Source organism: Ruegeria sp. AH3 (genome assembly GCF_056536265.1).
The window spans coordinates 3,394,568-3,407,082 of record NZ_JBQFJL010000001.1; the positions used below are offsets into that span (position 1 = coordinate 3,394,568).

General features: G+C 56.9%; 21 protein-coding genes and 1 pseudogene. 21 read left to right on the forward strand and 1 reads right to left on the reverse strand.

The window, feature by feature from the left end:
- The 9 genes and pseudogenes from ACR3EM_RS17075 to ACR3EM_RS17115 all read left to right on the forward strand — a co-directional run.
- Nucleotides 1–97: pseudogene (locus tag ACR3EM_RS17075) on the forward strand (50S ribosomal protein L23); the annotation flags it as partial.
- Nucleotides 98–585: 488 nt separating this feature from the next.
- Nucleotides 586–1,503 carry a glycosyltransferase family 8 protein gene (locus tag ACR3EM_RS17080; RefSeq protein WP_480471829.1) on the forward strand — a complete coding sequence of 306 codons (918 nt, stop codon included), beginning with the start codon at nt 586–588 and terminating at the stop codon, nt 1,501–1,503.
- 202 nt (nt 1,504–1,705) lie between these two features.
- On the forward strand, nt 1,706–2,548 hold the full coding sequence (gene rplB, locus ACR3EM_RS17085; protein WP_008757664.1) for a 50S ribosomal protein L2: 843 nt from the start codon (nt 1,706–1,708) through the stop codon (nt 2,546–2,548).
- A gap of 3 nt (nt 2,549–2,551) precedes the next feature.
- Complete coding sequence (gene rpsS, locus ACR3EM_RS17090; RefSeq protein WP_005980699.1) at nt 2,552–2,830, forward strand: 30S ribosomal protein S19; 279 nt, start codon at nt 2,552–2,554, stop codon at nt 2,828–2,830.
- A 3-nt stretch (nt 2,831–2,833) separates the two neighbouring features.
- A complete protein-coding gene (rplV, locus tag ACR3EM_RS17095) occupies nt 2,834–3,214 on the forward strand; it encodes a 50S ribosomal protein L22 (RefSeq protein ID WP_039538267.1) in 381 nt (126 codons plus the stop codon).
- Nucleotides 3,214–3,924 (forward strand): 30S ribosomal protein S3, encoded by a 711-nt coding sequence (rpsC, locus tag ACR3EM_RS17100; RefSeq protein ID WP_008758042.1) that lies wholly within the window; start codon nt 3,214–3,216, stop codon nt 3,922–3,924. The genes rplV and rpsC overlap by 1 nt, the downstream gene beginning before the upstream one ends.
- 12 nt (nt 3,925–3,936) lie before the next feature.
- Nucleotides 3,937–4,350 carry a 50S ribosomal protein L16 gene (gene rplP / locus ACR3EM_RS17105; protein ID WP_480471830.1) on the forward strand — a complete coding sequence of 138 codons (414 nt, stop codon included), beginning with the start codon at nt 3,937–3,939 and terminating at the stop codon, nt 4,348–4,350.
- A 159-nt stretch (nt 4,351–4,509) separates the two neighbouring features.
- On the forward strand, nt 4,510–5,058 hold the full coding sequence (locus ACR3EM_RS17110) for an amino acid synthesis family protein (protein WP_480471831.1): 549 nt from the start codon (nt 4,510–4,512) through the stop codon (nt 5,056–5,058).
- Between the two features lie 40 nt (nt 5,059–5,098).
- Nucleotides 5,099–5,719, forward strand: coding sequence for a 2OG-Fe(II) oxygenase family protein (locus ACR3EM_RS17115; protein ID WP_480471832.1), 621 nt, complete (start codon nt 5,099–5,101; stop codon nt 5,717–5,719).
- A gap of 105 nt (nt 5,720–5,824) precedes the next feature.
- Here the strand turns inward: ACR3EM_RS17115 and ACR3EM_RS17120 are convergent, their stop codons facing one another.
- Entirely contained in the window at nt 5,825–6,145 is a 321-nt protein-coding gene (locus tag ACR3EM_RS17120; protein ID WP_480471833.1) for a hypothetical protein, read from the reverse strand.
- A 291-nt stretch (nt 6,146–6,436) separates the two neighbouring features.
- Between ACR3EM_RS17120 and rpmC the strand changes: the two genes are divergently transcribed.
- The 12 genes from rpmC (at nt 6,437) to ACR3EM_RS17180 (ending at nt 12,396) form a co-directional block, all read left to right on the forward strand.
- On the forward strand, nt 6,437–6,643 hold the full coding sequence (rpmC, locus tag ACR3EM_RS17125) for a 50S ribosomal protein L29 (protein ID WP_037311745.1): 207 nt from the start codon (nt 6,437–6,439) through the stop codon (nt 6,641–6,643).
- A gap of 4 nt (nt 6,644–6,647) precedes the next feature.
- Nucleotides 6,648–6,878, forward strand: coding sequence for a 30S ribosomal protein S17 (gene rpsQ / locus ACR3EM_RS17130; RefSeq protein WP_008757253.1), 231 nt, complete (start codon nt 6,648–6,650; stop codon nt 6,876–6,878).
- Between the two features lie 76 nt (nt 6,879–6,954).
- Nucleotides 6,955–7,323, forward strand: a complete 369-nt coding sequence (rplN, locus tag ACR3EM_RS17135) for a 50S ribosomal protein L14 (protein ID WP_008757934.1) — start codon at nt 6,955–6,957, stop codon at nt 7,321–7,323.
- Between the two features lie 2 nt (nt 7,324–7,325).
- Nucleotides 7,326–7,637, forward strand: a complete 312-nt coding sequence (gene rplX / locus ACR3EM_RS17140) for a 50S ribosomal protein L24 (protein WP_010437096.1) — start codon at nt 7,326–7,328, stop codon at nt 7,635–7,637.
- A complete protein-coding gene (gene rplE, locus ACR3EM_RS17145) occupies nt 7,630–8,190 on the forward strand; it encodes a 50S ribosomal protein L5 (protein WP_480471834.1) in 561 nt (186 codons plus the stop codon). The genes rplX and rplE overlap by 8 nt, the downstream gene beginning before the upstream one ends.
- Nucleotides 8,191–8,209: 19 nt before the next feature.
- Nucleotides 8,210–8,515, forward strand: a complete 306-nt coding sequence (gene rpsN, locus ACR3EM_RS17150) for a 30S ribosomal protein S14 (RefSeq protein ID WP_068340744.1) — start codon at nt 8,210–8,212, stop codon at nt 8,513–8,515.
- 13 nt (nt 8,516–8,528) lie between these two features.
- Entirely contained in the window at nt 8,529–8,921 is a 393-nt protein-coding gene (gene rpsH, locus ACR3EM_RS17155) for a 30S ribosomal protein S8 (RefSeq protein WP_155148687.1), read from the forward strand.
- 11 nt (nt 8,922–8,932) lie between these two features.
- A complete protein-coding gene (gene rplF, locus ACR3EM_RS17160) occupies nt 8,933–9,466 on the forward strand; it encodes a 50S ribosomal protein L6 (RefSeq protein WP_170663173.1) in 534 nt (177 codons plus the stop codon).
- Between the two features lie 11 nt (nt 9,467–9,477).
- Complete coding sequence (rplR, locus tag ACR3EM_RS17165; protein ID WP_039523386.1) at nt 9,478–9,837, forward strand: 50S ribosomal protein L18; 360 nt, start codon at nt 9,478–9,480, stop codon at nt 9,835–9,837.
- Between the two features lie 116 nt (nt 9,838–9,953).
- The gene (gene rpsE / locus ACR3EM_RS17170) at nt 9,954–10,523 is read left to right on the forward strand and encodes a 30S ribosomal protein S5 (protein ID WP_155148691.1); all 570 of its coding nucleotides are present in this window, start codon (nt 9,954–9,956) and stop codon (nt 10,521–10,523) included.
- 12 nt (nt 10,524–10,535) lie between these two features.
- Nucleotides 10,536–10,724, forward strand: a complete 189-nt coding sequence (rpmD, locus tag ACR3EM_RS17175; protein ID WP_480471835.1) for a 50S ribosomal protein L30 — start codon at nt 10,536–10,538, stop codon at nt 10,722–10,724.
- Nucleotides 10,725–10,890: 166 nt separating this feature from the next.
- Nucleotides 10,891–12,396: an ArnT family glycosyltransferase gene (locus ACR3EM_RS17180; RefSeq protein WP_480471836.1), complete on the forward strand. Its 1,506-nt coding sequence runs from the start codon at nt 10,891–10,893 to the stop codon at nt 12,394–12,396.
- The last annotated feature ends 119 nt before the right edge of the window (nt 12,397–12,515 follow it).

The window sequence follows — 12,515 nt, forward strand, 5'->3', positions numbered from 1 at the left end:
AGATTCCACCACCAGTTGGGCCGTCGGAAAGACGTCAAAAAAAGCATATGTGACCCTAGAAGAGGGTGACATCATCGACGTGTCCACCGGTCTCTGATCGGACCCGCCTTTGGTGAGAGATAAAGGGCCCCGCGAAAGCTTGTTTTTTCTTTAATGTCTATGAGATGCGCCAACGACTGCCCGTGGGATGGCACTTCAACGCCTGTAAGGCAGTCGCTGACGGTACGGCCTTCTTCGCCGCCGCAACTATCAGGGTATAGACATTGAGGAGAATGGCGAGAGATTTGAGAGCTTGCCATATGAAGCCAATCTTTTGGGCAAAGGTGAGAGGATGGCGACAGGCAAGCGTGCAGCAGTAGAAGCAAAATGTACCGAGCATGAAATACGATATCGGCAATTGGCTGAGAGCTACCTATAGACACCCACCACCAACTCTGTTTCACGCCTCACTCTTGCGGCCTCGGATTCGTTTCGGGGTGATCCCATTACTCCCCTCCGCCTTCCAAACAAGTTGGATTCTGCCGCGACGCCTCTATAGTTTCCTCAGCTATTGAGCACACAGAACTTTTTGAGGACAGTTTCCAGATGGCAGTTGATGTGGTCCTGATAGGTGACAGGAATGTTGTGTGCGGGCTTGCGGTCACCGGTCGCTCAGCGCTTGAGAATGCTGGCGAGGTGCTCAATTTCCATGTGATCTGCCAGAATCTGACCGTCGATATCAAGCAGAGGCTGCGGGACTCGTGGCAGCATGAGAGGTTCGGGCAGGTCACGTTTTGTGAGATCCCGCGCGACAAGATCGCGCCCTTCCGGTCGACCGGATATCTGAAAAGCAAGATGACCTATGCCCGTTACTTTGTGGCCGATCTATTCCCGAAGCTGGATCGCTGCATATGCCTCGACCCGGATCTGCTGGTTCTGCGCGATCTGGCCGAGGTCGGGAACATGCGTCTGGACGGCAAGGCGCTGGCGGCGGTGCCTGATGTCAGTGTGCGCGTGGGTGGCGAAGGAGGCAAACATCGGTCGCGTCTAGGGCTTGGGTCGGATGACGGCTATTTCAACGCAGGGGTGCTGGTCATTGATCTGACCTACTGGCGTGACAATAGCATCACGTCGAAGATCATCGATCTGACCCTCGACAAGAAGGATATTCTGCATTCGATGGATCAGGATGCACTGAATGTGATATATGACGGCAATGTGGCGTTTCTCGACCCGTCCTGGAATGTGTCGCAATATGAAAAGCCCGAGCCGATCGAGGGACAGATCGTGCATCTGATCGGCAGCGTAAAGCCCTGGCATTTACGTTACAAAAAGAAATTTTTGGAACCCTATTATCGCGATGTCATTCATAAGGCTTATGCCGACATCCTGGAACGCACTGCGTTTCGGGGTGCGAGCCCGCGCAATCCTATGGGTCTGGGGATGCAGATCGAAGAGGTGCGCGAGCGACTTCCGACCAAGGACATGGTGACGCGCAAGCTGGGGCAGTTGATCCAGAAATAACGGGCTTTGGGCGGGCCTTGAGTTTCCTATAGACACCCACCCCCAACCCTGTTACACGCTCCCAATCTTGCGGCCTCGGATTCGTTCCGGGGCCTCTGATATTTGTAACCGGGGACCTTCGGGGCCCTATACCCTTGGCACCTACGGGGGCCTATCACATAGCGGGGAAATCCCCGCACTTGCTAAACGGAAGACAGAAAGCATGGCACTCAAGTCGTACAAGCCGACGACGCCGGGCCAGCGCGGGCTGGTGCTGATCGACCGTTCGGAGCTTTGGAAAGGACGTCCGGTCAAGTCTCTCACAGAGGGTTTGACCAAATCGGGCGGCCGGAACAACACCGGACGGATCACTTCACGCCGCCGCGGCGGTGGCGCAAAGCGTCTCTACCGGATCGTTGACTTCAAACGGAACAAATTTGATGTCGCGGCAACCGTCGAGCGGATCGAATATGACCCGAACCGGACCGCATTCATCGCACTGGTAAAATACGAAGACGGCGAGCAGGCATATATCCTGGCTCCGCAGCGTCTGGCTGTTGGTGACAAAGTCGTGGCATCCGCCAAGGCCGACATCAAGCCGGGCAACGCAATGCCGTTCTCGGGCATGCCCATTGGTACCATCGTCCACAACATCGAGATGAAGCCTGGCAAAGGCGGTCAGATCGCACGTGCGGCCGGTACATACGCTCAGTTCGTTGGTCGCGATGGCGGCTACGCTCAGATCCGTCTGAGCTCGGGCGAGCTGCGCATGGTCCGTCAGGAATGCATGGCCACCGTTGGTGCCGTGTCCAACCCCGACAACAGCAACCAGAACCTCGGTAAAGCCGGTCGTATGCGCCACAAGGGCGTTCGTCCGTCGGTTCGTGGTGTTGCAATGAACCCGATCGATCACCCGCACGGTGGTGGTGAAGGTCGTACCTCGGGTGGCCGTACGCCGGTTACTCCGTGGGGTAAGGACACCAAGGGTAAGCGTACCCGCAACAAGAACAAAGCGTCCCAGAAGCTGATCATCCGCTCGCGGCACGCCAAGAAGAAGGGACGTTAATCCATGTCTCGCTCTGTTTGGAAGGGTCCTTTCGTCGATGCTTACGTGCTGAAAAAAGCCGAAGCAGCGCGCGAGTCGGGCCGCAACGAAGTCATCAAAATCTGGTCGCGTCGTTCCACCATTCTGCCCCAGTTCGTGGGTCTGACCTTTGGTGTGTACAACGGCCAGAAGCATATTCCCGTCAACGTCTCGGAAGACATGATCGGTCAGAAGTTCGGTGAATACTCGCCGACCCGGACCTATTATGGCCACGCCGCAGACAAAAAAGCGAAGCGGAAGTAAGTCATGGGCAAGGAAAAGAACCCCCGCCGCGTGGCTGAAAACGAAGCAATGGCGAAAACCCGCATGCTTCGCACCAGCCCGCAGAAACTGAACCTGGTTGCGCAAATGATCCGCGGCAAGAAAGTTGAGAAGGCTCTGACCGACCTGACTTTCTCGAACAAGCGTGTCGCGCAGGACGTCAAAAAGTGCCTGCAGTCCGCAATCGCCAACGCCGAGAACAACCACAACCTGGACGTTGACGAACTGATCGTCGCCGAAGCATGGGTTGGCAAAAACCTGGTCATGAAGCGCGGTCGTCCGCGTGCCCGTGGCCGTTTCGGCAAGATCATGAAGCCGTTCTCGGAGATCACCATCAAGGTGCGTCAAGTTGAGGAGCAAGCCTAATGGGTCATAAAGTAAATCCGATCGGCATGCGCCTGCAGGTCAACCGCACCTGGGACAGCCGCTGGTACGCCGACACCAAGGACTACGGTGATCTTCTGCTGGAAGACCTCAAGATCCGTGAGTTCATCAACAAAGAGTGCAAGCAGGCCGGTGTTGCCCGTGTGATCATCGAACGTCCGCACAAGAAGTGCCGCGTCACGATCCACACTGCACGTCCCGGTGTCATCATCGGCAAGAAAGGTGCAGACATCGAAGTTCTGCGCAAAAAGCTTGCTCGTATGACCGACAGCGAACTGCACCTGAACATCGTCGAAGTGCGCAAGCCCGAGCTTGACGCGCAGCTGGTTGCCGAGTCCATCGCTCAGCAGCTGGAGCGCCGCGTCTCGTTCCGCCGCGCGATGAAGCGGTCGGTTCAGAACGCCATGCGTATGGGCGCCCTGGGTATCCGGGTGAACGTCGCTGGTCGCCTGGGCGGCGCCGAAATCGCACGGACCGAGTGGTACCGCGAAGGCCGCGTGCCTCTGCACACCCTGCGTGCCGACATCGATTACGCACATGCCGAAGCGATGACCCCCTACGGGATCATCGGGATCAAGGTCTGGATCTTCAAAGGTGAGATCATGGAGCACGATCCGCAGGCACGTGACCGTAAAGCACAGGAACTCCAGGACGGCCCTGCACCTCGTGGTGCTGGTGGCGGTCGTCGCTAAGGAGGGAAAGATATGCTTCAACCAAAGCGTACTAAATTCCGCAAGATGCACAAAGGCCGGATCAAGGGTCTCGCCAAAGGCGGCTCTGATCTGAACTTTGGCACCTACGGCCTGAAAGCCATCGAGCCTGAGCGTGTAACTGCACGCCAGATCGAAGCTGCACGTCGTGCCATGACGCGTCACATGAAGCGTCAGGGTCGTGTCTGGATCCGCATCTTCCCCGACACTCCGGTCACTGCAAAGCCGATCGAAGTTCGTATGGGTAAAGGTAAGGGTTCGGTCGACCGCTGGGTTTGCAAGGTCAAGCCTGGTCGCGTGATGTTCGAGATCGACGGCGTCAATGACGACATCGCCCGCGAGGCCCTGCGCCTGGCCGCGATGAAGCTGCCGGTCAAGACCCGCGTTGTGATCCGCGAAGACTGGTAAGCGATTGGGGGCAACCCCGTTCGTGACAAGATCGACCCCCGTCGGGAAACCGGCGGGGGTTTTCCTTTGGCTGGAGGGTCTGTGATGTTGTGGGTCGTGAAAACCGTCGACCTGCCCCCGTGGCGCGCCTAGGCTGCTGGACAGGAATGGGAGAGTCTTATGATTCAGCTGCACAAGAAGATATTCGTCAAAGAAGTCATAACCACCGACCAGTTGGGCCAGCCTTGCGATCCGATCAGTCGGGTCGCGGCGTTGGCAGTGGTACAGAACCCGTTGGCTGGGCGGTTCGCCGACGACCTTTCAGAGCTGTTCGAAATCGGTGGCTCTTTAGGTGCGGAACTTGCAGCCGAAGCGATCTCGCAACTGGACGGACCGCCGATCTCTTACGGCAAAGCGGCGATCGTTGGCATGAACGGCGATCTTGAGCAGGGCGGGGCAGTGATCCACCCCAAGCTCGGCGCTCCCATGCGGGCGGCGGCCGGTGGGGGTGAGGCGGTGATCCCGTCAAACGCCAAGCTGGGCGCGCCGGGTTGCGCAATTGATCTGCCGCTTGGACACAAGGACAATCCTTGGTCGTTTGACCATTTCGACACGATGACGTTGAACATCCCGGACGCACCAAAACCGGATGAGATCGTGCTATGCCTTGCCTATGCAGATGGCGGTCGCCCTATTCCGCGCTGTGGTAAAGGGCCCATCAAGACCTAAGCGTCTGGTCTTGCAGAAAGGGCTAGGGTATGCCCGGCCCATGGCACAGATTGAATCACTCTTCGTTACCCGTCTTTATCGCGCAGCTTTGTCCGAGTTCGATCCCAAGATCGATGCGGGCGAATTGGAAAACTCCTGCCTTATCATCGCTGAGGATGATGAGGCCGGGCAAGATTGGTGTGAGGAGAACGGCTATCCGGGCTATACCAGCTATGCCTCGCTGACCGATCTGCCCTGGCGGTTCCCGATCTTCGCCGATCTGGTCAAAGTGCTGGACCAGCACGTGGCGGCCTTCGCCAAGGATCTGGAATTCGATCTGGGCGAGGGCGAACTGAAGCTTGAAGACCTCTGGATCAACATCCTGCCCGAGGGCGGCATGCACTCCAGCCACCTGCACCCGCACAGCGTGATCTCGGGCACAACCTATGTGGCGATGCCCGAAGGAGCGAGTGCGCTGAAACTGGAAGACCCCCGCTCAGGCCGCATGATGGCGGCACCCACGCGCCTCAAAGGCGGGCGACGTGATTTGCAGCCGTTCATCTATATGAAGCCTCAGGTGGGCGATGTTCTGTTGTGGGAAAGCTGGCTGCGTCACGAGGTGCCGATGAACATGGCTGAGGATGAGCGGATCAGTGTCAGCTTTAACTACAAATGGGAATAGTCTTGTTCGAGTGACCCAATGCAGAGTTTGGGTCACTCACGTGAGGTGGGGTGTGTAGATTAGTGTGACACACCGATGACTTCCAGTTTACCTATCGGCGAAAAGCTAATTTAGGCCGCACTTCTTTTTGGATAACCGCACCGTCTTTTTCATTTGGTTCACGGTTTTCCTTTGAGATTGCTTTAGGGCAAGCATCTCGTTTTCTCGGGACTCGCCTGAGTACATTGCTTCCGTCCATAGAACATAGAGTTCAGGTGACAAGTTTTGCTGAGCAACCGTTGCCATGCAGAGACATTGATCAACAGATGCACTATTCAAGCGGTTGTCTGTGTGGGCCCGGTCGCAGACTTTCTTGCTAGGAATAGCCTGAGCCTGCGCAGAGCCGACAATAAATATCAGTGAAATAGACCAGAGTATTTTCTTCATTATTTTATTCACCTGTGTAGTACATTAGTGATTTCCGGTTACTTTAACCCTGTTTATCGCGCAAGTTATGAGCGAAGATTTGACCGCCCGTTCGCCTTTCCTGTCTGTGTGTCAGTAGTTCTGGGCTCTGTCTGAATCTTTCCCTTGCCACGCACCCCCCGAACCCTTATACGGCGGCATCCTGCGATCTCCCGGCGTTGTCGGGCGATTCGTATGTCTATCATTCATCCACCAGGTCAAAGGTGACCCGTGTACGGGGCCTTCTGGTGTTTTGAGCAAAGGAAAAAGGCGATGAACGCCCAAGAACTGCGTGACAAGACCCCGGACCAGCTCCGTGAGGAACTGGCCAACCTGAAGAAAGAAAGCTTTAACCTGCGCTTTCAACAGGCAACCGGTCAGCTGGAAAGCACCGCCGGCATCAAAGCGGCCCGCCGCAATGCTGCCCGCGTCAAAACCATTCTGAACGAAAAGGCCGCTGCTGCGGCATCCGAGGAGTAATCAGATGCCCAAGCGTATCCTGTCCGGCACCGTAACCAGCGACGCCAACGAACAGACCGTAACCGTATCCGTCGAGCGCCGCTTTACGCATCCGGTTCTGAAGAAAACCATCCGTAAGTCCAAGAAATACCGGGCTCACGATGAAAAGAACGCCTTCAAGGTCGGCGATACAGTCCGCATCATCGAATGCGCGCCGAAATCGAAGACGAAACGTTGGGAGGTTCTGGAGGCGTAAGCCCCCAGGACTTTTCCATTTGTCGAAACCCTGGGGGATTTAACAAGACCAGCCCCCACAGGTCGGGAGAAACCACATGATCCAGATGCAGACCAATCTGGATGTCGCTGACAACTCCGGCGCACGCCGAGTTCAGTGCATCAAGGTCCTGGGTGGTTCCAAGCGTAAATACGCCTCCGTTGGCGACATCATTGTCGTCTCGGTGAAGGAAGCCATCCCGCGCGGCCGCGTAAAGAAAGGTGACGTCCGTAAGGCCGTCGTCGTACGCACCGCCAAGGAAGTCCGTCGCGAAGACGGCACCGCGATCCGTTTCGATCGCAATGCCGCCGTCATCTTGAACAACAACAACGAGCCCGTAGGTACCCGTATCTTTGGCCCCGTTGTTCGTGAACTGCGCGGCAAGAACTTCATGAAAATCATCTCGCTGGCTCCGGAGGTGCTGTAATCATGGCTGCTAAACTCCGCAAAGGCGACAAGGTCGTCGTGCTGGCCGGCAAGGACAAGGGCAAAGAGGGGACTATCACCTCGGTTGACCCGAAAGCCGGTAAAGCTGTTGTCGATGGCATCAACATCGCCATCCGCCACACCCGTCAGTCGCAAACCTCGCAAGGTGGTCGCCTGCCTCAGGCAAACCCGATCGAGCTGTCGAACCTGGCACTGCTGGACAAAAACGGCAAAGCAACCCGCGTCGGCTTCCGCATGGAAGGCGACAAGAAGGTGCGCTTCGCCAAGACCACAGGGGACGTGATCGATGCTTGATAACGCAACCTACACCCCGCGTCTGAAAGCTCAGTACGTTGAAACCATCCGTGCCGCTCTGAAAGAAGAGTTCGGCTATAAGAACGACATGCAGCTGCCCAAGCTGGACAAAATCGTTCTGAACATCGGTTGTGGTGCTGAGGCCGTCAAAGACTCGAAGAAAGCGAAAGCTGCTGTCGAGGATCTGACTGCGATTGCTGGTCAAAAGGCCGTTTCGACCAAGGCGAAGAAATCGATCGCGGGTTTCCGCGTCCGTGAAGACATGCCGCTGGGTGCGAAAGTGACCCTGCGCGGTGACCGGATGTACGAATTCCTGGATCGTCTGATCACCATCGCGCTGCCGCGCGTTCGTGACTTCCGCGGTGTTAAGCCGTCTTTCGATGGTCAGGGCAACTTTGCCATGGGCATGAAAGAGCACATCGTGTTCCCGGAAATCGACTTCGACAAAGTCGACGAGGTCTGGGGCCTGGATATCGTAATTGCCACCACAGCGAAAACCGACGCTGAAGCGAAGAGCCTGTTGAAAGCATTCAACATGCCGTTCAACGCGTAAGCGCCGGGAGGATTGAGACATGGCTAAAAAAGCAATGATCGAACGCGAGAAGAAGCGCGAACGCCTGGTGGCCAAATATGCCGCAAAGCGTGCCGAGCTGAAAGAAATCGCGAATGACGAGAGCCGCCCGATGGAAGAGCGTTTCAAAGCGCGTCTGAAACTGGCGAAACTGCCGCGCAACAGCTCGGCTACCCGTCTGCACAACCGTTGTCAGCTGACCGGTCGTCCCCACGCTTACTACCGTAAGCTGAAGGTCAGCCGTATCGCGCTGCGCGAGCTGGGTTCTGCTGGTCAGATCCCCGGCATGGTGAAATCGAGCTGGTAAGGGAGACATAGATATGAATGATCCTATCGGCGATATGCTCACCCGTATCCGCAACGCGCAAATGCGCGGCAAGTCCACCGTTTCCACCCCGGCTTCCAAGCTGCGCGGTTGGGTTCTGGACGTGCTGGCGGACGAAGGTTACATCCGTGGCTACGAAAACACGACCGGTGAAAACGGTCATCCGGCCATCGAAATCAGCCTGAAGTACTACGAAGGCACCCCTGTTATTCGCGAACTGAAGCGGGTCTCGAAGCCCGGTCGTCGCGTGTACATGGGCGTCAATGACATCCCGCAGGTCCGTCAGGGTCTGGGCGTGTCGATTGTCAGCACTCCGAAAGGTGTGATGTCGGACGCAAACGCTCGCTCCAACAATGTTGGCGGCGAAGTGCTCTGCACCGTCTTCTAAGGAGGTCTGCAATGTCTCGTATTGGTAAAAAACCGGTCGAGCTGCCCAGCGGCGTTACTGCCTCTGTGTCGGGTCAGACCATCGAAGTGAAAGGTCCGAAAGGCACCCGCAGCTTCACCGCCACCGACGATGTAACCATCGCGGTTGAAGACAACGTGGTCAAAATCGATCCCCGTGGCATGTCCAAGCGTGCCCGCCAGCAGTGGGGCATGAGCCGCACCATGGTTGCCAACCTGGTAACCGGTGTGACTGAAGGCTTCAAAAAAGAGCTGGAGATCCAGGGTGTTGGTTACCGGGCTCAGATGCAGGGCAACACCCTGAAGCTGAACCTGGGCTACAGCCACGATGTTGATTTCACTGCTCCGGAAGGTGTCACCATCACCGCGCCGAAGCAGACCGAGATCGTTGTGGAAGGTATCGACCAGCAGCAGGTGGGCGAAGTCGCGGCGAAAATCCGCGAATGGCGCCGTCCCGAGCCCTACAAGGGCAAAGGCATCCGCTACAAGGGCGAATTCATCTTCCGCAAGGAAGGCAAGAAGAAGTAAGGACGCAAACAATGGCAAACAGCAAAAGAACCCTGTTTCTGAAGCGCCGCCTGCGCGTTCGGAACAAACTTCGCAAAGTCAATGCCGGCCGTGTACGCCTGTCGGTTCACCGTTCGAACAAGAACATCAGCGTTCAGTTGATCGACGACGTTCGTGGCGTGACCCTGGCATCGGCCTCGACCCTGGAAAAAGATCTGGGTGTTGTTGGCAAGAACAACGTCGAAGCGGCCACCAAAGTGGGCGCGGCCATCGCCGAGCGTGCCAAGAAGGCAGGCGTCGAAGAGGCCTATTTCGATCGTGGTGGCTTCCTGTTCCACGGCAAGGTGAAGGCAGTTGCCGACGCCGCGCGTGAAGGTGGTCTGAAGATCTAAGACTTGCGGGCGGGTTTCGATCCGCCCCGATGATCCGGGGGCCTCGGCAATAGTCGGGGCTCACTTGGATTGAAGAAAACGGCGCCGTATGCGCCACATGAGAAAAGGGATGCCAAATGGCAGAACGTGAAAACCGTCGGGGCCGTGGCCGCGACCGTGAAGAAGCACCGGAATTTGCAGATCGCCTGGTCGCAATCAACCGCGTGTCGAAAACCGTAAAAGGTGGTAAGCGCTTTGGCTTCGCCGCTCTGGTGGTTGTCGGCGATCAGAAAGGCCGCGTGGGCTTTGGCAAAGGTAAAGCGAAAGAAGTACCTGAAGCCATCCGTAAGGCGACTGAACAAGCCAAGCGTCAGATGATCCGTGTGCAACTGCGCGAAGGTCGTACTCTGCACCACGATATCGAAGGCCGTCACGGCGCCGGTAAAGTGGTTATGCGCACCGCACCTGAAGGTACTGGTATCATCGCCGGTGGTCCGATGCGTGCTGTGTTCGAAATGCTGGGTGTTAAGGACGTTGTGTCCAAGTCGCTGGGCTCGCAGAACCCGTACAACATGATCCGCGCCACCATCAACGGCCTGCAGAAAGAGCAGAGCCCGCGTTCGGTTGCCGCACGTCGTGGCAAAAAGGTTGCCGACATCCTGCCCAAGCGGGACGAAGCACCAGCTGCTGCTGAAGCAGAAGCATAAGGAGAGCGACCCATGGCAAAAACCATCGTCGTCAAGCAGATCGGCTCCCCGATCCGCCGCCCCGCCGAACAGCGCGCAACCCTGATCGGCCTGGGCCTGAACAAGATGAACAAGACCCGTGAGCTGGAGGACACCCCTTCGGTCCGCGGCATGGTCAACAAGATCCCGCATCTGGTTGAGATCATCGAAGAACGCGACTAAGCGCCAGCTTCTAAAAGAACAAACGCCTCCGATATTTTCGGAGGCGTTTTCTATTTTGGCGACAGCTTTTGAACAAGAGCGATACCGCGCACATATCGCCGTAAGTGATTGCGGGCCCGTCCAACCAGATATACTGAACGCATGCAGATATATTTATGTTGGCACTATGGCTCAGATTGAACAAAAGACCTTTGGACCTCACTACGCAAGCATTTACGCGGCGCTGATCTGTGTCACTATCGTCGTCGCCGCTATCTTCTGGCACGCGCAGAATCTGGGGGGCGGCGACCTCTGGCGATATGACGAGTTCTATACCCACGACCGGACCCTGGGCTTTGCCGCGTTTCAGGACTGGTTCACCGTCTACAGCCTTGGCAAGCCCACGCTGGAAAAGCCGCCGCTTCAGTACTGGATTTCGGCCGGTCTGATCGAGGCGGGGGTAACAGACCTTGTCGCGCTGCGCATTCCATCCCTGATCTTTGCTGCCGGTGCGATGATCACCACGGCCGCGCTCGCCTGGGTCATGTTTCCGCGTCAGGTGTGGTTGATGCCCGCCTCGGTGCTGCTGTTGTCGACCTCCGACCAGTTCTGGCAGTATTCGACCTCGGCCATGCTAGATGCAGGTGCTGTGTTCTTCACGACGCTGGGTGTGCTGTCGCTGTTTTTGTCTTTCAGGAATCCGCGCTATTGGCCGACCTTCCCGTTGGCCGTCTTTCTGGCGGGGTTGCAGAAAGGTCCGACACCGCTGGCGTTTCTGCTGATCGCCTTGATTGGGGTGGCGCTCACTTCGCGGATTCACGGTGACCGGGTGCGCGACATCTGCAGTGACCGGCGCTTCGCCTATTCGGTTCTGGCGGCGTTCTTTCTGGGGTTCTTCTGGCAGATTTTCCAGCACGTCAAATACTGGGGGCAGGACCGGCTGAGCGGTTCTATAGAAGGTGAGATGCTAAATCGCTTCATCCCTGAAAACATGGAGTTCGTTTCGCGCCTGATCGCCGGTTTCGATGCGCTGATTCTGTATGACGAACCGGTGATCAGGCTTGCCGGTTTGGCGGGGCTGCTGTTGATACCGTTTGTTGCCAGGCGATCGGCCTATTTTGCCATGTCTTCCATCGCGTTCTTTTTTGTGCTGGTCATGATCCTGGCGCAGGAAAACGTGTATGATCGTTATACCCTTACGATTTTGCCGCTGCTGTGCGTCGCGGCTGCGTGGCTGATCTTTTATGTCTGCCGCAAACCGGTGGTCGGCATCGTCGCAACCATCCTGATCGCGGTCATGCTGGGTGGTCCCTTGCGGCCTGCAGATGTTCTGGCACAGTCCAAATCGCGAAACTACGGGATGCCGATTGGCGAAATCCTTGGGCAGTTGAACGCGACATTCCAACCCGGTGAGACGCCTGTTTTCTGCAGGCTTGAAAACAAGCTGTTTCCCCGGGGCGCGGTTCATGTCCATGCGCCAAAAGCGGGGGCCGGGCAGCATATCTATATCAAAAGTACTGACTCGGTCGAACGAGACATGCGTAAATACAAAGGCGGGCCGATACGCGGGCTATGCCTCAAGACCGAGGTTGATGCGCTGCGGCCCTATTTTGCGGACGTGACAACCGAACCTGCGGGTGGCGCGTTTCACATCTGGACGGCTTCGGCATTTCGCCCGGCACCTGCTGATTGACGGGCTGCCCGGGCCATTCCCCAAACGCATACCGGCTAGACCAAAACCTTCGTTGTTAGCGGTACCCAACACTCCTATCTGAGCGTTGTCCACAAAGGAACACATGGAAACGCCCGGGG

What these genes read in the sequence shown, in the direction of transcription:
- rpmC (WP_037311745.1), top strand. Translation starts at nt 6,437, where the DNA reads ATGAACGCCCAAGAACTGCGTGACAAGACCCCGGACCAGCTCCGTGAG.
- rpsN (WP_068340744.1), top strand. Translation starts at nt 8,210, where the DNA reads ATGGCTAAAAAAGCAATGATCGAACGCGAGAAGAAGCGCGAACGCCTG.
- rpsS (WP_005980699.1), top strand. Translation starts at nt 2,552, where the DNA reads ATGTCTCGCTCTGTTTGGAAGGGTCCTTTCGTCGATGCTTACGTGCTG.
- rplV (WP_039538267.1), top strand. Translation starts at nt 2,834, where the DNA reads ATGGGCAAGGAAAAGAACCCCCGCCGCGTGGCTGAAAACGAAGCAATG.
- rplF (WP_170663173.1), top strand. Translation starts at nt 8,933, where the DNA reads ATGTCTCGTATTGGTAAAAAACCGGTCGAGCTGCCCAGCGGCGTTACT.
- rpsQ (WP_008757253.1), top strand. Translation starts at nt 6,648, where the DNA reads ATGCCCAAGCGTATCCTGTCCGGCACCGTAACCAGCGACGCCAACGAA.
- rplE (WP_480471834.1), top strand. Translation starts at nt 7,630, where the DNA reads ATGCTTGATAACGCAACCTACACCCCGCGTCTGAAAGCTCAGTACGTT.
- rplR (WP_039523386.1), top strand. Translation starts at nt 9,478, where the DNA reads ATGGCAAACAGCAAAAGAACCCTGTTTCTGAAGCGCCGCCTGCGCGTT.
- rpsC (WP_008758042.1), top strand. Translation starts at nt 3,214, where the DNA reads ATGGGTCATAAAGTAAATCCGATCGGCATGCGCCTGCAGGTCAACCGC.
- ACR3EM_RS17180 (WP_480471836.1), top strand. Translation starts at nt 10,891, where the DNA reads ATGGCTCAGATTGAACAAAAGACCTTTGGACCTCACTACGCAAGCATT.
- ACR3EM_RS17080 (WP_480471829.1), top strand. Translation starts at nt 586, where the DNA reads ATGGCAGTTGATGTGGTCCTGATAGGTGACAGGAATGTTGTGTGCGGG.
- ACR3EM_RS17120 (WP_480471833.1), bottom strand. Translation starts at nt 6,145, where the DNA reads ATGAAGAAAATACTCTGGTCTATTTCACTGATATTTATTGTCGGCTCT.
- rplX (WP_010437096.1), top strand. Translation starts at nt 7,326, where the DNA reads ATGGCTGCTAAACTCCGCAAAGGCGACAAGGTCGTCGTGCTGGCCGGC.
- ACR3EM_RS17115 (WP_480471832.1), top strand. Translation starts at nt 5,099, where the DNA reads ATGGCACAGATTGAATCACTCTTCGTTACCCGTCTTTATCGCGCAGCT.
- rplB (WP_008757664.1), top strand. Translation starts at nt 1,706, where the DNA reads ATGGCACTCAAGTCGTACAAGCCGACGACGCCGGGCCAGCGCGGGCTG.
- rplN (WP_008757934.1), top strand. Translation starts at nt 6,955, where the DNA reads ATGATCCAGATGCAGACCAATCTGGATGTCGCTGACAACTCCGGCGCA.
- ACR3EM_RS17110 (WP_480471831.1), top strand. Translation starts at nt 4,510, where the DNA reads ATGATTCAGCTGCACAAGAAGATATTCGTCAAAGAAGTCATAACCACC.
- rpsE (WP_155148691.1), top strand. Translation starts at nt 9,954, where the DNA reads ATGGCAGAACGTGAAAACCGTCGGGGCCGTGGCCGCGACCGTGAAGAA.
- rpmD (WP_480471835.1), top strand. Translation starts at nt 10,536, where the DNA reads ATGGCAAAAACCATCGTCGTCAAGCAGATCGGCTCCCCGATCCGCCGC.
- rplP (WP_480471830.1), top strand. Translation starts at nt 3,937, where the DNA reads ATGCTTCAACCAAAGCGTACTAAATTCCGCAAGATGCACAAAGGCCGG.
- rpsH (WP_155148687.1), top strand. Translation starts at nt 8,529, where the DNA reads ATGAATGATCCTATCGGCGATATGCTCACCCGTATCCGCAACGCGCAA.